Genomic DNA, 21205 nt, shown 5'->3' on the forward strand with positions numbered 1-21205 from the left:
ACGAAATCAAAAACTTTACCATTTTAAAAGCCTCTACTATGGTTAAATCGATGTAAACACATCACATATTTAATCAACAATAAGGATTTTAATGATGAATAAGTACACAGTAGCTTTCCTACTATGCATCTCAAGCTTTTTCTATTTACCCCATTTAGCTTATGCAGCCCCCGCAAAAAATGAAGTAGCACAACTGCAAACAATGAAAGTAAATATAAATACTGCGCAATTAGAAGAACTTATATTACTACCAGGAATTGGTACTAAAAAGGCAAGTGCAATAATTGAGTATCGAACTAAGCATGGAAAGTTTGAATCGTTAGAAGAAGTAGCAAATGTGAAGGGTATTGGAGAGAAGATGCTCCAAAAGCTACAAGACAAAGTAACACTTAAGTAGCAAACTAGAATGCCGCTCATTCAAACTGAATGAGCGGCATTTCATTAAAACTCAAGAGTAGTTAAAAACTCTTTAAAGTCTGCACCTAATTCAGAATGGCGTAATGCGTATTCAACGTTCGCGGTCATGTAACCAAGTTTACTACCACAATCATGACTTTTGCCTTTCATGTAATAAGCATCAACCTGCTCAGTTTCCATCAAAGCAGAAATAGCATCAGTCAATTGAACTTCATCACCTGCACCTGGAGGCGTCAATTCAAGCAAGCCCCAAATTTTTCCAGATAAGACATAGCGTCCCACTACCGCTAAATCAGACGGAGCATCTTCTAATTCTGGCTTTTCAACCATGTCATAAATTTTTCCAGATTCCCCTTGAGACAATTCAAGACCTTCTAAATCTACAACACCATATTTGCTCACGTCTTCTTGAGGAACTTGCTCAACCATGATCTGACTAACACGATTAGTATTAAATTTAGCGACCATGTCTGCCAAATTATCTTTTTGAAGATTGCTTGTGTATTCATCAATAATTACGTCAGGAAGCACGACTGCAAATGGCGCATCTCCAACCATAGGTCTCGCACACAAAACGGCATGTCCTAACCCTTTAGCAACACCTTGACGCACGTGCATGATAGTTACATCTTTTGGACAGATTGCTTGAACTGCCTCTAAAAGCTGACGCTTAACCCGCTTTTCTAAGGTTGCTTCAAGCTCAAAACTTGTATCAAAGTGATTTTCAATGCTGTTTTTACTTGCATGAGTAACTAAGATAATTTCTTTTATCCCAGCAGCTACACATTCAGATACCACGTACTGGATAAGAGGTTTGTCGACTACAGGTAGCATTTCCTTTGGAATAGCCTTAGTAGCCGGTAACATTCTAGTACCTAACCCAGCTACTGGAATTACTGCTTTTTTTACTTGACTCATTTTATTGTTCCTTTACTGATAAACCACGACCAATTGCATAATAATGCAAACCATATTCCATCATTCGAGCTGGTTCGAATAGATTTCGTCCGTCAAACAACAACGGCAGAGATAATTTTTCTTTAAGTAAATCAAAGTCTGGGGCTTTAAATACTTGCCACTCCGTACAGATAACTAAAAAGTCAGCGCCTTCTAATGCTGCTTCTTTGGTACCCATTAACTCCAAGTCGGAACGACTTCCATAGATACGCTGTGTCTCTTCCATAGCTTCAGGGTCGTAAGCCTTTACACTAGCCCCAGCATCCCATAAACGCTCCATCAGGACACGGCTAGAGGCCTCACGCATATCATCTGTATTTGGCTTAAATGACAATCCCCACAAAGCAACAGTTTTGCCTTTCAAGTCCCCAGAGAAGTGACGAGAAATATATTCAAATAACTTTTCTTTTTGAGCGTAATTCACTTCTTCAACAGCTTCTAACACTCTTGCCTTATAACCAGCACTTGTTGCACTCCTAGCGAGCGCCTGCACATCTTTGGGGAAACAAGAGCCACCGTAACCACAGCCAGGATAAATAAATTGATAACCAATTCTAGGATCAGAGCCAATACCACGTCTCACATTCTCAATATCAGCCCCAAACACCTCAGCTAGATTAGACATTTCGTTCATAAAGCTAATCTTAGTAGCCAGCATACAGTTAGCTGCATATTTAGTCAGCTCAGCACTTCTAATATCCATCACAATAATTTTATCGTGATTACGATTAAAGGGTGAATATAGCTCTCTGAGTTTCTTCTCAGCGAGCTCGCTATCAGTACCTAAAATAATTCGGTCAGGACGCATACAGTCGTTTACTGCAGCCCCTTCTTTTAAGAACTCTGGGTTTGATACGACATCATAAGTTACTGATTTAGAGAGTTTTGCTAATGTTTCAGAAATTTTAGCACTGACTTTATCCGCAGTACCAACAGGCACTGTTGACTTGTTAATTACTATCTTGTGGGAGTCCATATGCGAAGCAATTGTTTCTGCTACCGCAAGTACATATTTGAGATCCGCGGAACCATCTTCATCAGGAGGCGTCCCTACTGCAATAAAGATAACCTCTCCATGCTCAATACCTTTAGCCGCATCAGTGGTAAAATCAACACGGCCAGCCTCATAATTACTAGTAACCAGAGGCGTTAACCCTGGTTCATAGATGGGTATTTGTCCTTCTTTTAGTTTATCTACCTTATCTTGGTCTACATCGATACAAATCACATCATGACCGACTTCCGCCATCACTGCAGCCTGCACTAAACCTACGTATCCAATACCAAACACTGTTACTTTCATATTTATTCCCTAAACAGTTACCAATATTTATAATTTAAATTTACTACAATTTTATTAAAATCTTAATTTTAGTCTCTTGAACTACTATTTTACCAGTTATCAGAAAAAGCCCCTTGGCGTTTACAAATACCGTCCCAGAGACCGCAAATCATAAATTTGACACGCTGCGTTCTATTTTGTTGTAAAATAGCATTTGCAAAAAAACGAATTGGTAATACCCCTAAATTTCTCAGCTTCCAGTACCAAGGCACATACCCTCTTCGTGAGAGTATGAAAATATTACGAAATTGATAATATAACCTAACTGGTGAGCCTACTTTATAAGTAATGCCTGCAAACTTACTTCTTGAGTCTCCTAAACGATGTACCATTTCAACTTTTTCAGCAATTGCCACTAACAAGTTATGCTCTTTAGCTCGCCAACACCATTCATGATCCACGCCATCTATGTACAAAGATTCATCTTTAAACCCAATTTTGTCTAGCTGCGATAAATCAATCATCATACCCGACGATATTATTTGAGTAACACAGACCAAGTCATCGTAAACGGCAACCTCGCGCTGCACTCTTGGTTTAATTGTTTTTTCGGAAAACGAACAGATTATACGTGGACCAATTGCTACCAATGGACGTTTTTGAATTTTAGATGCCACCATAAGGCTAGATAATCTAAATGCAAAATCGTCATCAAAGCGGCTGTCTTGATCAAGCAATAACCCATATTCGCAACCAGCAGACTTGAGATCTTTAAGACCAATATTATGAGCGGCGGCAACTCCAATGTTGTTTGGAAAATGGTGATAATGACATGCGTTTTTATCAAATGAAATATCGGAAGGGGCCGGAGAATTGTCAATAATACTGACTACATCAACTTGCTCCATAGTCGCCTTGAGTAAGGCTTCAGCCATATCTAATTCAGGTTTATATAAAATTATTGTTGCGCCAATCACTCGTTATTTACCGACTTATTTAAAAAATATCTATCTACCTTATATGCCAGCTTAACAACTTTCGAAGGCATTAACCTCAAAAAGAGCACGGCACAAGCATAAAAGATATTACCAAGACTGTATCGTTTTAATACCTTCATTGTATAGAACCGAGCTTTAAATTCATTTAAAGACTTACTTAACCCTCTACGTTTATAAAAATCGTTTACTCGCCTAAATTGCAGTAAAGGCTCTGAAAGGTTTGCAAACTTGTAACCTGCAGCACAAAGTTCTATCCACAAAAAATAATCTTGGGTGTTTTGAAGGTCCCCATCATAACGATACCCCTCTAAAAACACATTTGAGCGAATCGCCACTGTTGGATGATTTATTGCACAACGTTTAGGTAAAATACGAATAATTTCATGGTGCAAAGTAGGTAGCTTTCTTTTTCCAACGGTTTTTCCATACTCATTAATTTCAATAAGAGATGTTCCTAACACTGAAATTTGGGGATGAGTATCTAAAAATTGTATTTGTTTTTGAATTCTATCTTTAGTAGAAATGTCATCAGCATCCATTCTCAAAAAATACTTAGTAGTCTTTTTAACAAACAAATCGACTATCAAATTCATGCAACAACTTAAACCTGAGTTTATCTTTAGTTCAATTAAAATTAAATTCGAATTTTCTGCTTCAAGTTCAATCATGTATTTACAGACGGCACTACTAACAGGACCATCCAAAACAACAACTAAAGTGAAATCAACATTTTGAAGTAAAACGCTTTCAACAGCCTGAGATACCCAATCAACTCGGTCACCAGAATAAACGGCCATACCCACTAGAGTCGTCGATACATGTTTATGCTCAATTTGGCTTAATAATGAATAAGAACGAGTCAAACGATGTCACTACCTAAACTGAAAAATTAACCGCAAAAAAAGCGTGAGAGTATATCAGATAATTTGAGCAGATATTCAAATTATAACTTTCCACTAGAGTTATGTTTTAAATACTCCTTATATGCTTCTTCTACATCTTTCAACTCGACATTTTTAAGAACTTTTTGAAGGGTAGCGTATTCTGATTGGGGAGCAACCCTTATCATGTGTAAAACATTGCTGTACCTTTCCAAAACCAACCTTTTACCTTTTTCGATCTGCTCATTAAGATTGTATTTATTAATGAAAAGCTTTTTTTGAGATAAATAATGCTTAACTGAACTCGAAGGGAATTCTATGCTCAGGTTTTTTAAATTATCAAAAGTACCGCTTCGATTATTTTTAAACATTGATCCTTGTTTAGCCTCTGTCATCGGTCTTCCGCGCTTTAAAGCAGCAACATACTCTATTTCACTGCGAACCATTCTGTGTAACACAAAAGCTTGTTTAATATCTTTTTTTAACTCTCCGAGTGGCACTCTCGAAAAATTTTCTAAACAAACTTGAAACGCGGTTCCATCCGCCAGCTGATAACAACTTTTTGCAGATAACATATTATGAGGATTAGCATTGGAAGGTAAAACAGTTGTTGCTACGATCGACTTTACTTGCTGTGCTCGCCTTCCGATAATACGCTCTTGAAATGGCTCAAGAAACGGCATGCGCTCATCCATTTTATGAATCCACTCTAAACAACAAACTTCAGCCCACATACCACCAATGAAATCTTTAATACTCAACCTAAAATCCAAAGGCGTATAAAACTCATCAATATCTAAAAACATAACATGGGAATAACCTTGCCAGCGAGACCTACTGAGTTCGTTCTGATAAATAGCCATTTGTGGAGAACGTTTGGAGTTTAAAAAGTATGGGTCACCATTTTTAAATTTAATGCCGGATAGATCCTTTAAGTTGCTTACAATTTCAGAGGAGTTATCTGTCGTGTTATTAATGTAAATAACTAACTCATCAAAACCAAAATGTAAATGATGGAATATCCAGTCTGTAAGATAAGCAGATTCATCTTTGGCAATTGCAACTAATTTAACTTTAGGCGAGCCTAGCTTCTTCGCGTTTCTAGTTTTCGCATACCAAACACCTAGTCTATCCGCAGTACCAGTCATGATATTAGTAAGTTTGGATACTTGTAATTGCTTAGAAAATAGCTTCAAACTTTATACTCTCTAATTGCAAAGTTTTCCCGAGACAAGGTTAAATTGGGGTTATAACAGGGATCATGTTGAATATAATTAGCCCAAGTAGTTTGTAAATATGTTAGTTCACGGCTAAAACGGGCCTGTTTTTCAGGAGTATCATCAAATCCACGGCTAATTGACTCATGATGAAATAGTTCAGCTTCAGCGCAATATATATTCCTTTTTCCAAGCGATAACACTTTCAAACAAAAATCCACATCATTAAAAGCCACTTGAAGTATTTCGTCTAAACCACCAACTGTGTCAAAGTCATCTTTTTTCACTAATAAACACGCAGCAGTTACAGCGCTAAAATTCCCTGTTGCCGCAAGACGATTTAAATATCCAGGATGATATCTCGGAAAATATTTATGGGCGTGACCAGCACCGCCGCCATAACCAAGAACGACGCCTGCATGTTGTACCCTTCCATCAGCATAAAGTAATTTTGCACCAACACATCCAACGTCATCCTTTAATACCCAACCTACCATTGACGAAAGCCAATTTTCTGATATCACCTCGATATCGTTATTAACTAAACCAATAATTGATCCCTTCGCATGACTCACAGCAAAGTTATTTATGGAAGAATAATTAAACGGGTGAGGATACTCTAATAAACGAATTTTAGGGTGTTGATTGATCTCGGCAAAATAACTAAGACTTTCCGGTTCATCAGAATTATTGTCAATCAACAGAATTTCATAATTGGGATAAGTCGTTTTATTAAGAATCGACTCAATACATGCTTTTACTAGCTCTTTACCATTTTTAGTGGGAATGATAAGACTTACGAGGGGCTCAGAAATTGTTGGCCATTGTATAGAAATAACGTCGTTAGATTTATCAAATTTCACGTTGGCATCGCCATCTAATAAGTTAGCCAAAATTGCACTGTATTTATTCAGATTAATAGATTCAGTTTGAATTCTGTGCACCAGCACCAAAGGGATGTGGAGAATGTCCTTTTTATTCATTATCGCAAATTTTGCAAACTGAATAGCAATGCTTTCAGCGTCTAAAGAAAAACCAGCATCTACAAACAAACTAACTTCAGGTATCCAAACTCCAGTATTTACATAGGCTGTAGACAATTGAAGGGCTGGGTTCCAATCTGGCAACAAACGAGGCTGAGTGTGTTTTTGTTTTTCAAAAAAATCAGTATCCACATACAAAATTGCATCACGTAGTTCAAAATAGTTAAAAATAACGAAGCTAATTAATGGATGTAAAGCGTCACCCGAATAAATAAAGAATGCAGAATCAATCGAAAATGAAGATAGAGTTGATTGAAATTTCACCTCAGAGAAAGACGATGCGTATTTACTGACGATACTTTGACACTCAGTAAAATTGCGTTCATCACACAAAATAAACACACTTAAATCAGTATCAACTATATTAACAAGACTCTTTATTGTAACGATTAATTGGTTTTGTCTATTTTTAGGTACAACAACAACGAGATTAAGTTTGCATCTCTGAATCGATTTATACCCAGCAATTAATTTGTTTTGTTGTAATCTATTTTTTGCGTATAAGGCATCGAGCTTTTTACGGGATGGAAAGCCGTAAAACAATCCAGATTTCTGCAGGCTTCTGCTATAGAGAGAAGTTAGTACTGGAAATTTCTTAAACCAAGATCTAAATTTCTTAGGAAATAAACCAACTACTAATTTAATCAATAACATTAAGTATTTTTTTAAAATAAGACTTAGTTTCAATTATCAATTACCTTTATTGAAGAAAACTTAGAACTTAACAGTGAAAAAATTTGCTGTTCCGCATGTTCACATGAGAAATGGGACGATACGAAATTGTAGTTTTCATCACCCAGATTACGTCTTTCGCCGTCACTCATTTTAAACACCTTCAACATTAGTTCAGAAGCGTGGTTTAAATTGGGTTCAGCCCAAAACTGATCTTGAGAATAAGGATAATCTGTTTCGGCTAACGGTATTAGCTTATATGAAACTAATAATTCCGAATCGTCCGGTAAAATATCTTCACTACCAGACCATGAGGTCGCGATAATTGGCAATTTATGCAAGGCAGCTTCGGCAATGGTGCGACCAAACCCTTCAGAGCGATGCAGTGAAATGTAACAATCAGCGCTAGCATACAGATTAGATAATTGTGATTTATCAAACTGACAGTTAATTAGTTTAATTCGATTATCAGCATCACAGGCTGACTTTAGACGCAAATAATGATCACTATTGCTTTCATTGCTAACCTTCAAAACTAACTGCACATACTCATTGTTATAGAAAGCATTTTGAAATGCCTCAATTAAGCCTATCGGATTCTTTCTAGATAAATACGAACCAGCATCAAAAATATATAGAAATGTAAACGGACCATTTTGACCAATAGGTTCAGCATTACTTTCAATAGTGTCACAATTAACTGCTGGGTGAACATGATGAATACAACCTAACCCAGCCTCTACTAATGCCTTTTTAACAAAACTAGATATGGCCCAAAACTCATTAACACCGCTTACGTTATCTATAAACTCCTTAGGCAAATGTGGTAACTCCCATGGTGCCTGCAGGATAATATGCCCAAATGCATCCATACTATCGTATTGATTCACAAATTTTTGATACTCAATAATGTTCATACAAAAAATAGAAGTAGCAAACTTTGGAAAGTAAACTTCATTAGGAACTAATAAGTGCAAAATTGAGTCGGAATTATGCCGAAGACAAAGAGAACAAAAAGGAATATCTAACTTTTCAACAACACTTGTTATATTTCTAACATCTTCACCTAAACCAGTGAGCGAACGAGCATAACCAATTATATTTATACCCGGCTCTTTATTAGATACCTCTAAATTTAAATTAGACTGTAAATTTGCATGCAATAATTCAACTAACCGATCAATAGCAAAAGAGGTTTTTCCAATTGATAGATACCAATCAACTAAATTAAAACGCTGTTGATATGTATTTAGCGATTTTGTTAAACGTGACTTTGCATAAATAAGTACCATCAGGTGAGTGATGGGGATGATTTGATCTTGTTTAACACTTTGGTCAACTTCAAAAAGCATTAACAAATCTTTGCGATCAAATTGTGAAAGATGTTTGATTGTCCAAGGCAATGCATCTTGGATAAGGTTCATTTCTTCTTAAACTCTGGTTCAGGCCGCAAATTTAGATGCTCTTGATATTCAGCGAGTTTTGCTGAAATAACCGGTCCCCCTGGCCTTAAACTATTTGCTTCTTTCATTAATCTATAGGCAAATTGTATTTCCCCGTTTTGCTCACAATAGAGTGCTAACTCACGGAAAATTTCAGCATCAGACACTTCATTATTTATCGATAATGCGTGACGAATCCGCATACTATCGGTTACGGGAATATTAATGTCGTTAGGAACTCTTCTGGTTTTAAACAAATAAAATTTCTTAATATAGTATTTAAACGCGAAATAACGCTCCCTCAAAGCAGTGCGGTACAAAAACTTCTTAGGAATTGAAGACTTCAACACGTCAATAAACTCAGTCCTTTTAACAATTAAACTAGAGCGGGACTTCGCAAGTTGAGCTAAACCATATACCAATCCTGAATCGTAGGATGCCATTTTATGCATTACAGACCGAAAATCATCGATATTCAAATTTTGAGGTTTAAAAGATTTTTGTTGTTTAGCTTTGATTTGTTCTAAGTATTTTGAACTGTTATCAACAGAGTACTTGTCGAAAAACATCTGCAACTTATCAATAAAGAACGTCTTGAAATAGGCATATTTTTTTGGTTGAACTAGTGAATATAAATTGGTTTCACTACTCAAAGATTGCAGAAAACCATCTACTCTATCCTGATACTCTGGCATTAAAAATTGATTCAACCATCTTTTCACTTCAAGGGATTCAAAATTATATGAGGGATTTACAATTTGTTGAGTGGGTTCAGACTCAACGTCGAAAATAGATAAAAAGTCACAGACAATATCTCCTTTGTAAAAAACTTCATTCGAGTAAAACCGAATAATAAAAGGAGCTTGCGTGTATTTATCTAACATCAATTCTAATTGACGCAAATGATAGGCCTGAGGTTCTTCTGCAATTCCTAATGCCCTAACTTCAGAATGTCGTTTAACACTTTGATTGTATGAAGACTCAATTACATCAAGAGGAAAACGAATATAAGTAATAAATTGAGCGTTTGGAAATACAGATAATAATTCAGTTATTTGGAAGAAAAAAAACTCAGACGACAACAATAAAATTGTACAACCTGCGGCTTTACAATCAGTTAAAACCTTTTCAACCTTTTGGGTTAATAACAGTAATTTCTTATCAACAGTTCGCTCAAATATGTTTAATACATTACCAGAGCTGACACCATTTTCATCCGTTTCATGTTGCGGATAGAAAATATCGTTTTGTTTTAGAAAATCGGTATTATTCGAAAGCCATTTTTGAATGGCAGAAGTCCCCGTTTTCGGGGGACCTATGTGAATGTAAATTTGCAATTCAATTTAACCTAAATGATCGTTTATTCACCAATATGTGACGAAATATCTAACTTAAGCTTCATTAAACCTACTTTAGAATACTCTTTGACAGTATCGATGTTATTCCACAATTGAACTCTAGAGTTGGTAATATCTTCCAATTTAACTTTATCTGCCTTTCCACCTATCAACCAGTTTTCCAACCTTAAAAACTTATATAAATTAACAAATTTATCTGTTTTTAGAAGTGAGATGGTTGGAACGTGATGATACAAGCCAACAACACATCCGTGAAATTTCATACTATATATTACGTCACAAGATTTAATAGCATCAGTGACTTCTTGATCTGTATCAAAAGTAAGAGTTGGACAACCAATATTCCAATTTTTAGATCCCTCTAAGTCCCACTCTTTTTCAGGGCCCGTAGAAGCAAGAATTTCAACAACATCAAACCCGCATTCTTGATAAATGTCTTTAATAAGTCGCATTTGATCAATTCTGCCTTGTTCATACTTCTTCTGATGACGGGTAATTATACCAACAGTCTTGCGCTCGAAATTTTGAGCTTGAGATTCTTGCATAGAAAAAACGATATCTGGAGTAACATAAAGTTTTTCTTTTATTTCAGGCACATTTGATAGCATCCAACGATAGCTCTCAATATCTCTTAAACCTACACTAATACAATTATCATGTACTAAGAATGCTTTTATTTGCTCAACTACTTTAGGGTCTTTACCTAACCATGTAGCAACACCAATTCCATAAAGAAATACAGGTTTGGCTAGCAGCTCTTGGTACCAATAGTTTATTTTTCCTGTTGGTCGAATCAAATCGCCACCGCCTATCAGAATAGCATCAACACTGTTTGAAAATGTAGCTCTCTCTTCTTCATTGGAATGCATACATTTGGTTAGACCGGTAACCTCTTCGAAACCAACTAATGTTTCATTCGAAAATATGTCTTCCCAAATATCTAAAAACAACTCATCGCCATAATTGCCAAAGCCAAAATAGCCAAGTATTCCTAATTTCATATTTTATTTCACCACTTTATAAACATTACTATCAAACGCAATCGAGGTAACAAAAAGTAGTAATTTCAAGCTACTTTAAACTCGCTTGACTTACTTAGATTAGACCTAGTTTTTCCAATTGCTTTTCAATAGTTGAAATATGTCCTTCAACACTTGCTCTATGATGGAGCTTTTCATCATCCATAAATTTTTTAACGTCTAGCATAATTGCTTCATGCAAACTCACTTCATCCACTTTCGAGCTATCAATATTTAAGAAATTCAGAAGTTTCTTCACTTCCAAAATGGTAATTATAGTTATCCCAGCATCGGCTAATGGTCTTCCTTTTTTATTAAGGCCCGCTACGAGTTTTCCAATAGGATGATAGTTTAAGCTTTTCGTACGACTCCCAATCCCTGCCTTCCCAATTGTGCGGTTAGGTCGGCGTTGAAGCACATGGACATCACAATTTAATTTACCTAGCAACTGTATGCCATACATAGCTGAACCCTCGGAAAATATTAACTGCTCAGCATTAATATATATATCCAGTTGTTCCTTAAGTGGCAGGTTCTCTGGTCTTACTATCTTATAACCTTCATCACGAAATATAGATTCTAAATACTTTTCACCTGCTAGGATTCCTTTCGATTGACCACTTCTAGTAACATAGACTAGTGGCGCTGATCCACTGTGGTTTAATCCGTTAACTTTACTTAACTCACCTAAAATATTTAAATACTTATTATTAGGCGCAATTTGAGATAACTGCTCTTGTTGAGGAGCAACAATCAACTTGTCGACCAAAACAGGTTTATCTACAAAAATTATTTTATCTAACGGTACATGGAACCATTCGAGAATCTGAACAACAAATTTAGGTAAATTTTTGATATTAAATCCATTTAATTTACCGACCGAAAATAAATAGTGACAATTCATTCCTTTATACATAGCCAAACGTGTAGAAAAGTCGGCGATTTGATGACCAAAATGGTCAACTATTGGTCCTCCCCAAGCATAAGTACCTTTTAAATAGGTAAGATTTTCATTAACTTTTAAATCAGGTCTAGTATCGTGCGGACGGCCATTTCGATGAAATCTAACTTTGTTAGCTCCAGTCCAATCAGGATATATTGGCCCCAGCTTATGCTCAGATCTACCTTGTGGAGTACCAAGTACTTCTTGAATAGGTAGAACTGGGATATTACGATATGTTTTCAGCATTTAATCTAATCTTCCTCCGGTAAAATTTTATAAATGTTATTTCACTCTATGTAATAAATAGAAGATATTAATATATTTAATACCAGAAATCAGAATACCCCCTCTTATATTTATCAACGAGTTCAATTTCACTTTTATTTAAAAACCTTTCTATAACTATATTGTTTTTTTGCGGTGCGCGGTTAAGCAATGGATCCCATGCTTGCTCGTTACGCTTTTTATCAACATTTGACAAAGCGAACTGTTCAGCACCAATAAAAGAGTAAACGTTTTGAACTGTTTCTTCAGGAGCGTTAGTTAATAATCCATACGGCACTACCTTAACGTTATCCGCATGATTAGACTTTAAAGATTGAATAGATTTATCTATACTCAAAAAATATCTTAAGTATTCTTCGGTGGAGTGTGATAACCAAGCAATACTAGGGTCGTCTGCAGCTTTCCCTAACTCAACTTCCTTTTTATAGCGTTTCTTATGTGACGCTATAATTTCTGATGGGTCACGCGTACATACTAATAGTTTTGCCTTTGGAAAAGTTTCAAAAATTTCGGTTGCACACCGAATGTGAGCGGGTGTTTTTTCCACTAGTCTTTTTTCACCAAGATTCGTCCAGGAATGGTAGAAAAACGCTCTTAAAACATGTTTATACCTGCGTTCAAACCAAATTTCCTTTCGTTTATTTTTATTCAAGTAGCTTAGCGGCATTCCTTGCTTTGTAAGCATTTTATTTCTTTCAATAAGAGGGACAATAGTTTGTTGATAAGCTTTTAGCTTGCCCTGTCCTAAATAAACTCTCATTTCATAATTGTCTGGCCCTGCAACATCTAATAGTTGCCAAGGCCTGACAAAACAAAAGGTTTCAACCGTTGCATGAGAAAAATCACAAAAAGCAGGGTGATTTGATACCTGTTGAAACAATAAACTTGTTCCACTGCGTTCAGGGCCCATAATAAAAACAGGTTCTTGTTCACATGCCCACTCACGTAGCATTTTTTTATAAGCTTGAAAATCTGACACTTTAACTAAATAACTCCTTAAACCTTGCAATAAACCTATGGTTGTAGGTTCTGAACGCATTCTCAGAATGGTGAGACAATTGAGCTAACCGTTTGTCATCTAGCATCTTTAAACCTGATACTAAATCTGTTAAAGAATCAAACTTTTGCATATCATCAAATACTTCAATGCCAACCATAGCATCCCTTGTTCCAATTAGAGGTTTAGCATAGGACAAGGCTTCTAAAGACTTAATTTTTAATCCTGTACCACCTACCATTGGGTTAATTGCGACATCAATCTCTCTATAAAAATCATCTAACTCATCTACCATTCCAACAATATTAAATACTTTATTAATATCAGAAAATGACTTGCAGACTGTTCCAGCTAATACAAACTCAAAACGGGACAATAACTCACTGTTTTTGAGAATCTCGTCCTGAAGTGCAATAATTGATTGAACATTGAATGGATTTGCACTGCCAATATATCCAATTCGAACTTTTTCCGCAGCACTTTGTTGCCGAAGCAAAATATTTTGCTTCGGAACAACATATCCCATTACTTCGACAGGCATATTTGAAATAGATTCAAAATAACTCGCCTCTTCATCTTGAATAGCAATGATTAAATCAGCTCTACTTAACCCATAGGCTTCTAATTCTTTAGTGGTATAAAACCACGCAGGTTCAAGGCCAGCATTACGGGCAACAATGTGGCGATCACCAAAAACATCATGGGTATCAATTATTTTGTGAGTTGTTTCTGGCACCACTTCTAGCACTTTAGAAAACCACACATAATTGGTTAAACAAATAGAGAAATCATAACGTGTACAAAGTTTTTCAACCAGATCTGAAACTCGCTGATCATACCAATCATCAATATCAAAATAAGTTTCATAAGATGGTAACGCCGCGGGCCCTATAGGCTGAACAAAATAGAAAAAGTCCCAACAACTTTTCATAGTTCTGGCTTGCGCGTCAGACAAGCCTTCCATGCCAAAATACACAAAATGAACTTTATAACCGAGAAGTTGATACATTCGAGTTAATCGGTAGATTCGCGCACTATTCCCTTGATATTGGGGATGTGAAGGAATAGGAGAAACAATTAAAATATGTTTCACAGCAATTCATCCTTGGGTACAAAAACTTCTATTTGCACTACTGCAAGTCCCATGGTTTTACCATTAATAGTAATTCTTTTTTCTGTTTCAATTAACAGCATCGCATTTTCTTCAAAACCTTCAACCGCAAAGGTAACCCCAAACTCAATAATTGCTCCCGAGTACACTTTTTCAAATGCGACTTGCTTACCATCAATAAATATTGAAGCCACATTGGATTCTAGCCCCCCAGGAAGGTCGCCTAAATGAATTCGAAAAAAATAATATCCAGCCGATGGAATTGGCAACTGAATAATTGACTGCCGGGCAGCACCAGTCCAGCGCCACGATGTCTCGCCGGAGCGCTCAATTGGATGTAGGCCTTTTGCAATTAAAGTTTGCAGGTCAATACTTTGATTATCAGCAAATAAACACGATTCTAACAACTTTGTTGATTTCGTTTCATAGGTTAATAATGACGAGTAATAGCGCTTTATCAATTCTGCATGATATTCAGAACTATGAGCATCCACTATTTGATCAGAAAACTTAGTCGCGGTACAAAGTAACTTTTGAAAGTTTGATTCTAGCGGGATTGCCACTAGCATGGCACTGGTTAGGCAATCGCTATCTGAGTCATTAATCGGTGCGAGTTTACTGTCATAGAGAATGTAATCTAATTCACTAAAAAACACTCTATATTCGCTAAAAGATTGTCTTATTGCTATGCTACTTAACGTAACTATCGGCAGGTCATGTTTAATACGCTTTTTTAAGCCTCGCAAAATATCGATACTATTTATGTATGCAATATGAATCCAACTGACATGCTTAATTCCAGCATATTGTTCATCAAAAGTGACTTTTGAAATGGCTTCTGGCAAATGTGACAACTGTTCAAAACCAGCCTCAACTCTGGGTGTTATACGGTACTCTGTATTTTCATTCCCAAGCAAATACTTTTCGAAACCGTAGGTTACGGCTTCATCCCAATACCAAAACCCATGTCGTTTTAGTTTAGCTTCATCTGCAAAAAACATTAGATCAAAACCAGCTTGACTGGCAAAAGTAGCCATCATGCTTTGGGTTCCGCCACAAACAATTGCCGTAGTTGGCTTATGTATTATCAGTGAAATAGCCCAGTTTAAAATGCTACTTATATGATACTGATTGTTTTCTATTGCTTGATATATGGTGGATCCCACTGCCAACTTTGAGCGATTAATCACTTTACTCACCTTGAGATATCCCCACCGACATATTTTTTAACGTCGAATAATGGCCTGAATAAAAAGGTTGAGGAGTTAAATTGACGATATTAGAAACCTTCGTTAGCGAAAAACACCATTCTTGTTCAAATTCACTTTCTGAAGCTTGAGTAATCATGTAAATATCTTGACTTCCAGTAATCACCTCATTTATTTCAAATCCGGCTGCTTTCCAATAAGCAACTAGTGATTTTGAGTTTAAAATCACCTTATTATGGATTTTTGAATCCCAAACTAAAGTAACACAGCCGATTGCGCCCAATTCCAATAATCGATTCAATTTACTGAACACTCTCACTGGGTCTACTTGTATTAGCCGTACAGGTAAAACAACTAAAAAACGCGGCAATGTTAGTTCGAACTCTACAATATCCATATTGGAAAATACTTCCGCAGTATAAATTACCGTTTTGTCTTTAGTTACTGCGTGAAATTTTTCTGCAAGATTCAAAGCGTCAAGTTTATCGGCAACATATAGAATTTCGTCACCATGACACAGTGGCAATAAACGATTAAGCCACCAATGTTGACCAGCATATTTATTTTGCAAAATTAATGAGGTTTCTTCATTAATAAACCTATGTAGATCCGTTTTGCTAGGATAAGTATTGATCTCGAAGTTGGCATCACAATACTCTACAGTTCGCTGCTTAAACTCTTTACCTTTCAAATCAGACAGCCTCAACTGCTCAGAGTTAATTACATTTAGGTATGCGTCTGTAGTAGTGTGAATATTATGACTTGATTCAACCCAACGGCGAGCATTTAACCCAAGGGTAATTCGTTTGCTAGGATCACAGATCAACTCACCCAATGCCGTCGTCAATTCTTCAGAAAAGCTTTCATTGTAATCAAGTTTAATTGCACAATCATCAGGTATTTCCGCAAATGGTCCTATGTTAACCACAATACACCCTAAGCCTAACCCAAATGCTCGAGTAAGGGTGCCGGAAGACTCTCCCCCAGAGGGATATCGTAAATTTACTATGAAGTCAGAAGCAATCAGATATTTAAAGAAATCTTCATTACTTAAAAAGCCAGTTACTTTTACATGTTCCTGTAAACCGAATTCAGCAATATCTTGAAAAACATCATATTCATGCTGTTTGCATTGACCCGCAAGAATATACACAAAATCTTGACCGTCGTTTTTCAATTGGTTGAGCGACGCTAGAACGGCACGAATTTGTTTCGCCTTCGCTACAAACCCCATTGACGTTAAAACGCATTTAGTACCAGTAATTCCTAATTGGCCTCGATACGTCATTTTTAATTTAGTTTGATGTTGTCGAATTTCAGGAGAAAGATGATGAGGGATAACGTGTACTTTTTTGTGTCCTTCAGCTCTAATAACATTAGCTGAATATTCCGAGTGAACAATCACATTAGAAGCTGCCGAAAGAACCGAACGATTCATCATTAATGCATGCGGCATGTAATTGCCCTTCCAACCAAATTGTGAGAGTTGACGTCCAATAACTTCACCAGCACTGCCATATTGATTAAACAGGGCCCGAGTATACCCCTCTTTATCGCCGAGACTCAAATTAGTTAAATCGATTAAATAATGTAAATTCAGATCATGTACAACTACAATGCCTGGACGGTTTAACAATACCTCTAGCATATATTGCGTATCGGGGTTGTTGCCCACATGATAAAGGTGGGGTACTAAAGCGAGTTGATGTTGAGCGGCTAAATATTCAGCGAGCCGGATAACCACCACCGATTTAGGGATAGTTATGGGCTTTGGCGCGGCATTTTCAATTACTACGCACACACGAAGTTGCTGACACAAATACGGTAATTGTTCGGCTAAATAATCTGCAATACCATTTGGTTTTGGTGGCAATGGGCAGAATATTACTAGGTCGGGAACCACTAGCAACATTCTATTTATCCGTTGTTTGTTTTAGCTGACTTTTAAGATAGTTAAAATCACGCTCCATGCGCTCTGTTTGAATGGCCAGCATCGCATCCATACGCTTTTCAACTTCTACTGCAAAATCCCCTAATATATCAGTAAAACTGCTTTTCAGTTGAATAGCAGTTTGCGTGACTCGCTTGCCATTTATAAACAGGTGGACTTCACGAGGTTCTGCTGAAAACGGTAACATGTTTAGTTCAATTGCAAATCCATGACAACCATTTCCTATACCAGCTGCAACTAAATCTTCCCGCATGGTAGCAGCTTTAGTTTCAGCAATAGTTTTATCACCTTGTTTTAATTCAACTTTGCACGGATGAGCTGGCTTCAAAGAATTACAAGCCCAACCAGATACCATATCAGCTGTTACGGCATCAATGTGATACTGAAGATCACCACGCCCCATAACGCGTTTGACAATATTTTTAAGTTTTCGATTCATTGCAAAAGCCCTATCACAACCAATAATAATAAAGCGGCGAAGTTTACAATATTCATAGCTTGCTTGCACCTATTAAAGTGATATTTGAAGAAAGCTTGTTCACAATTTTGCTATTACTAATCCTTGTTTAAACTAGTAAAAATTATAATTTCCAAATTCAATTTCTTGAGTGAACTTTTTCCGAACCAAACTAATTAATTCAGTATCATAATATTCTTGGTAGGCGTGGCGATTAGATTTGTTTCTGACAATTGACCATACTAATACGGTTGAAATTTTCAGCCCTTCTTAGAGAGTGCTAAAGCAATCAAAAACTAAAGTAGTTACCCAACGTGACCATTTCTTCGCGTCTAAACTGGCTATTGTAAAGCATCCAGCAAAAACAGAAATTACTTATAAGTAAACTCAAAACCTTTATGGTATTCAAGATTATTCAACTATTTAAGTTTGGGTTAGTATGCATGGTCTATTAGGCTTTGATATACAAAATGCCCAATGAGAAACATCGGACGTTTTTAATCAAATAAGGTCAACTTAATTCAGGACTGTTAACTCTTTCAAAACTTATTCTCTAGAAACGGCCATTGAATAACCGTGCTCTTTTAACAAGGCATGTTGTTTGGCTTTATCCAAATCACTGCGAACCATTTCAGCACACATTTCTTCTACGTTGATCTCTGGTACCCAGCCAAGCTTTTCTTTCGCTTTAGAAGGGTCGCCTAGTAGAGTTTCAACTTCTGCAGGACGGAAATAACGTGGATCAACTTTCACAATCACATCACCAACACTTACTCCTGGCGCATCCTCTCCGCTAACCGCCGTAACTGTAGCAATTTCATCGACACCTTCACCGCTAAATTCAAGCGTAATACCCGCTTCTGCTGCAGACATGCATACGAACTCACGTACAGAAATCTGTTTACCGGTAGCGATAACAAAATCTTCTGGTTTGTCTTGTTGCAACATCATCCATTGCATACGAACGTAGTCTTTTGCATGACCCCAGTCACGCAATGCATCCATATTTCCTAGGAATAAACACTTTTCTAGGCCTTGGGCAATGTTCGCAATAGCACGAGTAATTTTACGTGTTACAAAGGTTTCACCACGACGCGGAGACTCATGGTTAAACAAAATACCGTTACAGGCATAAATACCATAAGATTCACGGTAGTTTACTGCTATCCAGTAAGCGTACATTTTTGCCACGGCATAAGGTGAACGTGGGTGGAATGGGGTGGTTTCTTTTTGTGGAATTTCTTGTACTTCACCGTAAAGTTCTGACGTAGAAGCTTGATAGAATTTCGTTTTCTTTTCTAACCCTAAGAAACGAATCGCTTCTAACAGACGCAAAGTACCTAAAGCATCTACGTCAGCAGTGTATTCTGGCGCTTCAAATGAAACCGCAACGTGAGACTGAGCGCCCAAGTTGTACACTTCATCAGGCTCAACTTCACGCATAATGCGGATTAAGTTAGACGAATCAGATAAGTCGCCGTAATGTAACTTGAAGTTAGCATTTTCAACATGTGGATCTTCATAAATATGATCGACACGCTGAGTATTAAATAATGAAGCACGACGTTTAATTCCGTGAACTTCATAACCTTTTTCTAACAATAGTTCGGCTAAATAAGAGCCATCTTGTCCGGTCACGCCGGTTATAAGTGCTTTTTTCACAATTGCATCAGCTTTTCTTTTAACTTTAGAGCTTCGAGAATACAAATATCCATATTAAAATAATCCCACTGACCAAACCTACCTAAAAAATGAATATTAGTTTCTGAAAAGTAATTAATAATTGTACTTTTATTCTCATCAATTCCTTTATCAAAGACAACATAAGCATGGTCAGAAACATTGTAATCCAGAGGGGATTTCAGCATTGAAATTGACTTTCCTGCTTTTACCATATCTTCATAGCTCACAACACCAGTAGTTTCGGTAATAGTTACAGGGTATTTTTCAGTGGTGAAATTTCCAATATGGATAAGTCTGTGAAATGGAATATCAGGATCAGGTAAGTAGGTCCAAGTGTAATCAGTAGGTTCCGACTCCCACAACATCGTAGTGACTTTATTGTAGTTCAGCCCTGCGATTGCAGATAATACTTCAGTAGAGTCAATATCAAAAACTTCATTACTTTTATCCATTGGGCCTGTATAAACTATATGATCAAATTCTTGACCATTAACCATATATTTCCCATTTTCTAGTTTAGCAATATTAGTTATTTTTGCTTCTAACTCAACGTCTATATCTTTAGCCAATGCCTGAATAAATGTATTTTGAGTACCACTTTTAGGGTAATAGAAAGTCGCATGAGGCATCGTATCCTTTGCTTCTGACAATAGTCCTTTTACGAAGTCACGTTTAACGGGTTGCGGTAATTTGTCAACCACCCAATTTGGTGACATTTCTCTAGGTTCACGTCCCCAAATTTTCTTATTATATGGAATAAAATATTGCTCAGCTAATGATTTACCAAAATTATTTATAAACCATTCTTCTAAATCCTGAGACTCTTCGCCTTTAGCATCTAAATAATCAAGAACGCAATTAATAGCTAACTCTGGTTCACTTTCGAACAGTTCTTTCATTGAAAATTCAATTGGATAACCTAATCGCTTTCCATGAAATAAGATTGATGCTTTTCTCTCAACCTTTTGCCAGTGTTCTTTTTCTAAAACACAACCGAAAACAAAATCCAAAACGTTTTGATGTTTTGAGTTAAAACAATGCCCCCCAATCATATGATAAGGGAAGTCATTCACCATTTTTACTTTCGCGATACCTCCGATGTGAGGTTTTTCTTCAAATACTTTAACTTTAAACTCATCTTCATGAAGAAGAGCTTTAGCAAAAGACAGACCACTTATACCAGCGCCTATTACAGCTATATTCATCAAAAACCTCTTATTATTAGTTTGTTTATTCATTTACATAATAAATTCTATTTTAATATTTCTGAACAAAGTGATTCTC

At 36.6% G+C, this 21205-nt stretch carries 18 protein-coding genes; 1 reads left to right on the forward strand and 17 read right to left on the reverse strand.

All coding sequences use genetic code 11. The features are described from left to right. The first annotated feature begins 91 nt into the window (after window positions 1-91). The gene (locus ACMUMK_RS11640; protein ID WP_414701277.1) at window positions 92-397 is read left to right on the forward strand and encodes a ComEA family DNA-binding protein; all 306 of its coding nucleotides are present in this window, start codon (window positions 92-94) and stop codon (window positions 395-397) included. A 44-nt stretch (window positions 398-441) separates the two neighbouring features. Here ACMUMK_RS11640 and galU read toward each other — a convergent pair whose 3' ends face one another. The 17 genes from galU to ACMUMK_RS11725 form a co-directional block, all read right to left on the reverse strand. Further along, window positions 442-1335, reverse strand: a complete 894-nt coding sequence (gene galU / locus ACMUMK_RS11645; protein WP_414701278.1) for a UTP--glucose-1-phosphate uridylyltransferase GalU — start codon at window positions 1333-1335, stop codon at window positions 442-444. Window position 1336: 1 nt separating this feature from the next. Further along, window positions 1337-2677: a UDP-glucose dehydrogenase family protein gene (locus ACMUMK_RS11650; protein ID WP_414701279.1), complete on the reverse strand. Its 1341-nt coding sequence runs from the start codon at window positions 2675-2677 to the stop codon at window positions 1337-1339. 89 nt (window positions 2678-2766) lie between these two features. Then, window positions 2767-3633: a glycosyltransferase family 2 protein gene (locus tag ACMUMK_RS11655; protein ID WP_414701280.1), complete on the reverse strand. Its 867-nt coding sequence runs from the start codon at window positions 3631-3633 to the stop codon at window positions 2767-2769. Further along, window positions 3630-4517 (reverse strand): glycosyltransferase, encoded by an 888-nt coding sequence (locus ACMUMK_RS11660; protein WP_414701281.1) that lies wholly within the window; start codon window positions 4515-4517, stop codon window positions 3630-3632. Before ACMUMK_RS11660 ends, ACMUMK_RS11655 begins: the two co-directional genes overlap by 4 nt. Window positions 4518-4597: 80 nt before the next feature. Then, complete coding sequence (locus tag ACMUMK_RS11665; RefSeq protein ID WP_414701282.1) at window positions 4598-5731, reverse strand: glycosyltransferase family 2 protein; 1134 nt, start codon at window positions 5729-5731, stop codon at window positions 4598-4600. Next, window positions 5728-7482, reverse strand: coding sequence for a glycosyltransferase family 2 protein (locus tag ACMUMK_RS11670; RefSeq protein WP_414701283.1), 1755 nt, complete (start codon window positions 7480-7482; stop codon window positions 5728-5730). The genes ACMUMK_RS11665 and ACMUMK_RS11670 overlap by 4 nt, the downstream gene beginning before the upstream one ends. Beyond that, window positions 7479-8891, reverse strand: coding sequence for a glycosyltransferase (locus ACMUMK_RS11675; RefSeq protein WP_414701284.1), 1413 nt, complete (start codon window positions 8889-8891; stop codon window positions 7479-7481). The genes ACMUMK_RS11670 and ACMUMK_RS11675 overlap by 4 nt, the downstream gene beginning before the upstream one ends. After that, the gene (locus tag ACMUMK_RS11680; protein WP_414701285.1) at window positions 8888-10246 is read right to left on the reverse strand and encodes a sulfotransferase; all 1359 of its coding nucleotides are present in this window, start codon (window positions 10244-10246) and stop codon (window positions 8888-8890) included. Before ACMUMK_RS11680 ends, ACMUMK_RS11675 begins: the two co-directional genes overlap by 4 nt. Window positions 10247-10269: 23 nt before the next feature. Next, the gene (locus ACMUMK_RS11685) at window positions 10270-11268 is read right to left on the reverse strand and encodes a polysaccharide pyruvyl transferase family protein (protein WP_414701286.1); all 999 of its coding nucleotides are present in this window, start codon (window positions 11266-11268) and stop codon (window positions 10270-10272) included. Between the two features lie 94 nt (window positions 11269-11362). Further along, window positions 11363-12475 (reverse strand): glycosyltransferase 61 family protein, encoded by a 1113-nt coding sequence (locus ACMUMK_RS11690; protein ID WP_414701287.1) that lies wholly within the window; start codon window positions 12473-12475, stop codon window positions 11363-11365. Between the two features lie 76 nt (window positions 12476-12551). Then, window positions 12552-13493 (reverse strand): sulfotransferase family protein, encoded by a 942-nt coding sequence (locus tag ACMUMK_RS11695; RefSeq protein ID WP_414701288.1) that lies wholly within the window; start codon window positions 13491-13493, stop codon window positions 12552-12554. Between the two features lies 1 nt (window position 13494). After that, window positions 13495-14604: a glycosyltransferase gene (locus tag ACMUMK_RS11700; RefSeq protein WP_414701289.1), complete on the reverse strand. Its 1110-nt coding sequence runs from the start codon at window positions 14602-14604 to the stop codon at window positions 13495-13497. Further along, a complete protein-coding gene (locus tag ACMUMK_RS11705) occupies window positions 14601-15812 on the reverse strand; it encodes a hypothetical protein (RefSeq protein WP_414701290.1) in 1212 nt (403 codons plus the stop codon). The genes ACMUMK_RS11700 and ACMUMK_RS11705 overlap by 4 nt, the downstream gene beginning before the upstream one ends. 1 nt (window position 15813) lies before the next feature. Then, window positions 15814-17742: a glycosyltransferase family 4 protein gene (locus ACMUMK_RS11710; protein ID WP_414701291.1), complete on the reverse strand. Its 1929-nt coding sequence runs from the start codon at window positions 17740-17742 to the stop codon at window positions 15814-15816. Window position 17743: 1 nt separating this feature from the next. Further along, entirely contained in the window at window positions 17744-18220 is a 477-nt protein-coding gene (locus ACMUMK_RS11715) for a hypothetical protein (RefSeq protein WP_414701292.1), read from the reverse strand. Between the two features lie 564 nt (window positions 18221-18784). Beyond that, window positions 18785-19900, reverse strand: coding sequence for a GDP-mannose 4,6-dehydratase (gene gmd, locus ACMUMK_RS11720; RefSeq protein ID WP_414701293.1), 1116 nt, complete (start codon window positions 19898-19900; stop codon window positions 18785-18787). Further along, entirely contained in the window at window positions 19897-21159 is a 1263-nt protein-coding gene (locus tag ACMUMK_RS11725; protein ID WP_414701294.1) for a protoporphyrinogen/coproporphyrinogen oxidase, read from the reverse strand. The genes gmd and ACMUMK_RS11725 overlap by 4 nt, the downstream gene beginning before the upstream one ends. Window positions 21160-21205 lie beyond the last annotated feature (46 nt).

The organism is Paraglaciecola sp. 2405UD69-4, assembly GCF_047525415.1.
Lineage (GTDB): Bacteria > Pseudomonadota > Gammaproteobacteria > Enterobacterales > Alteromonadaceae > Paraglaciecola.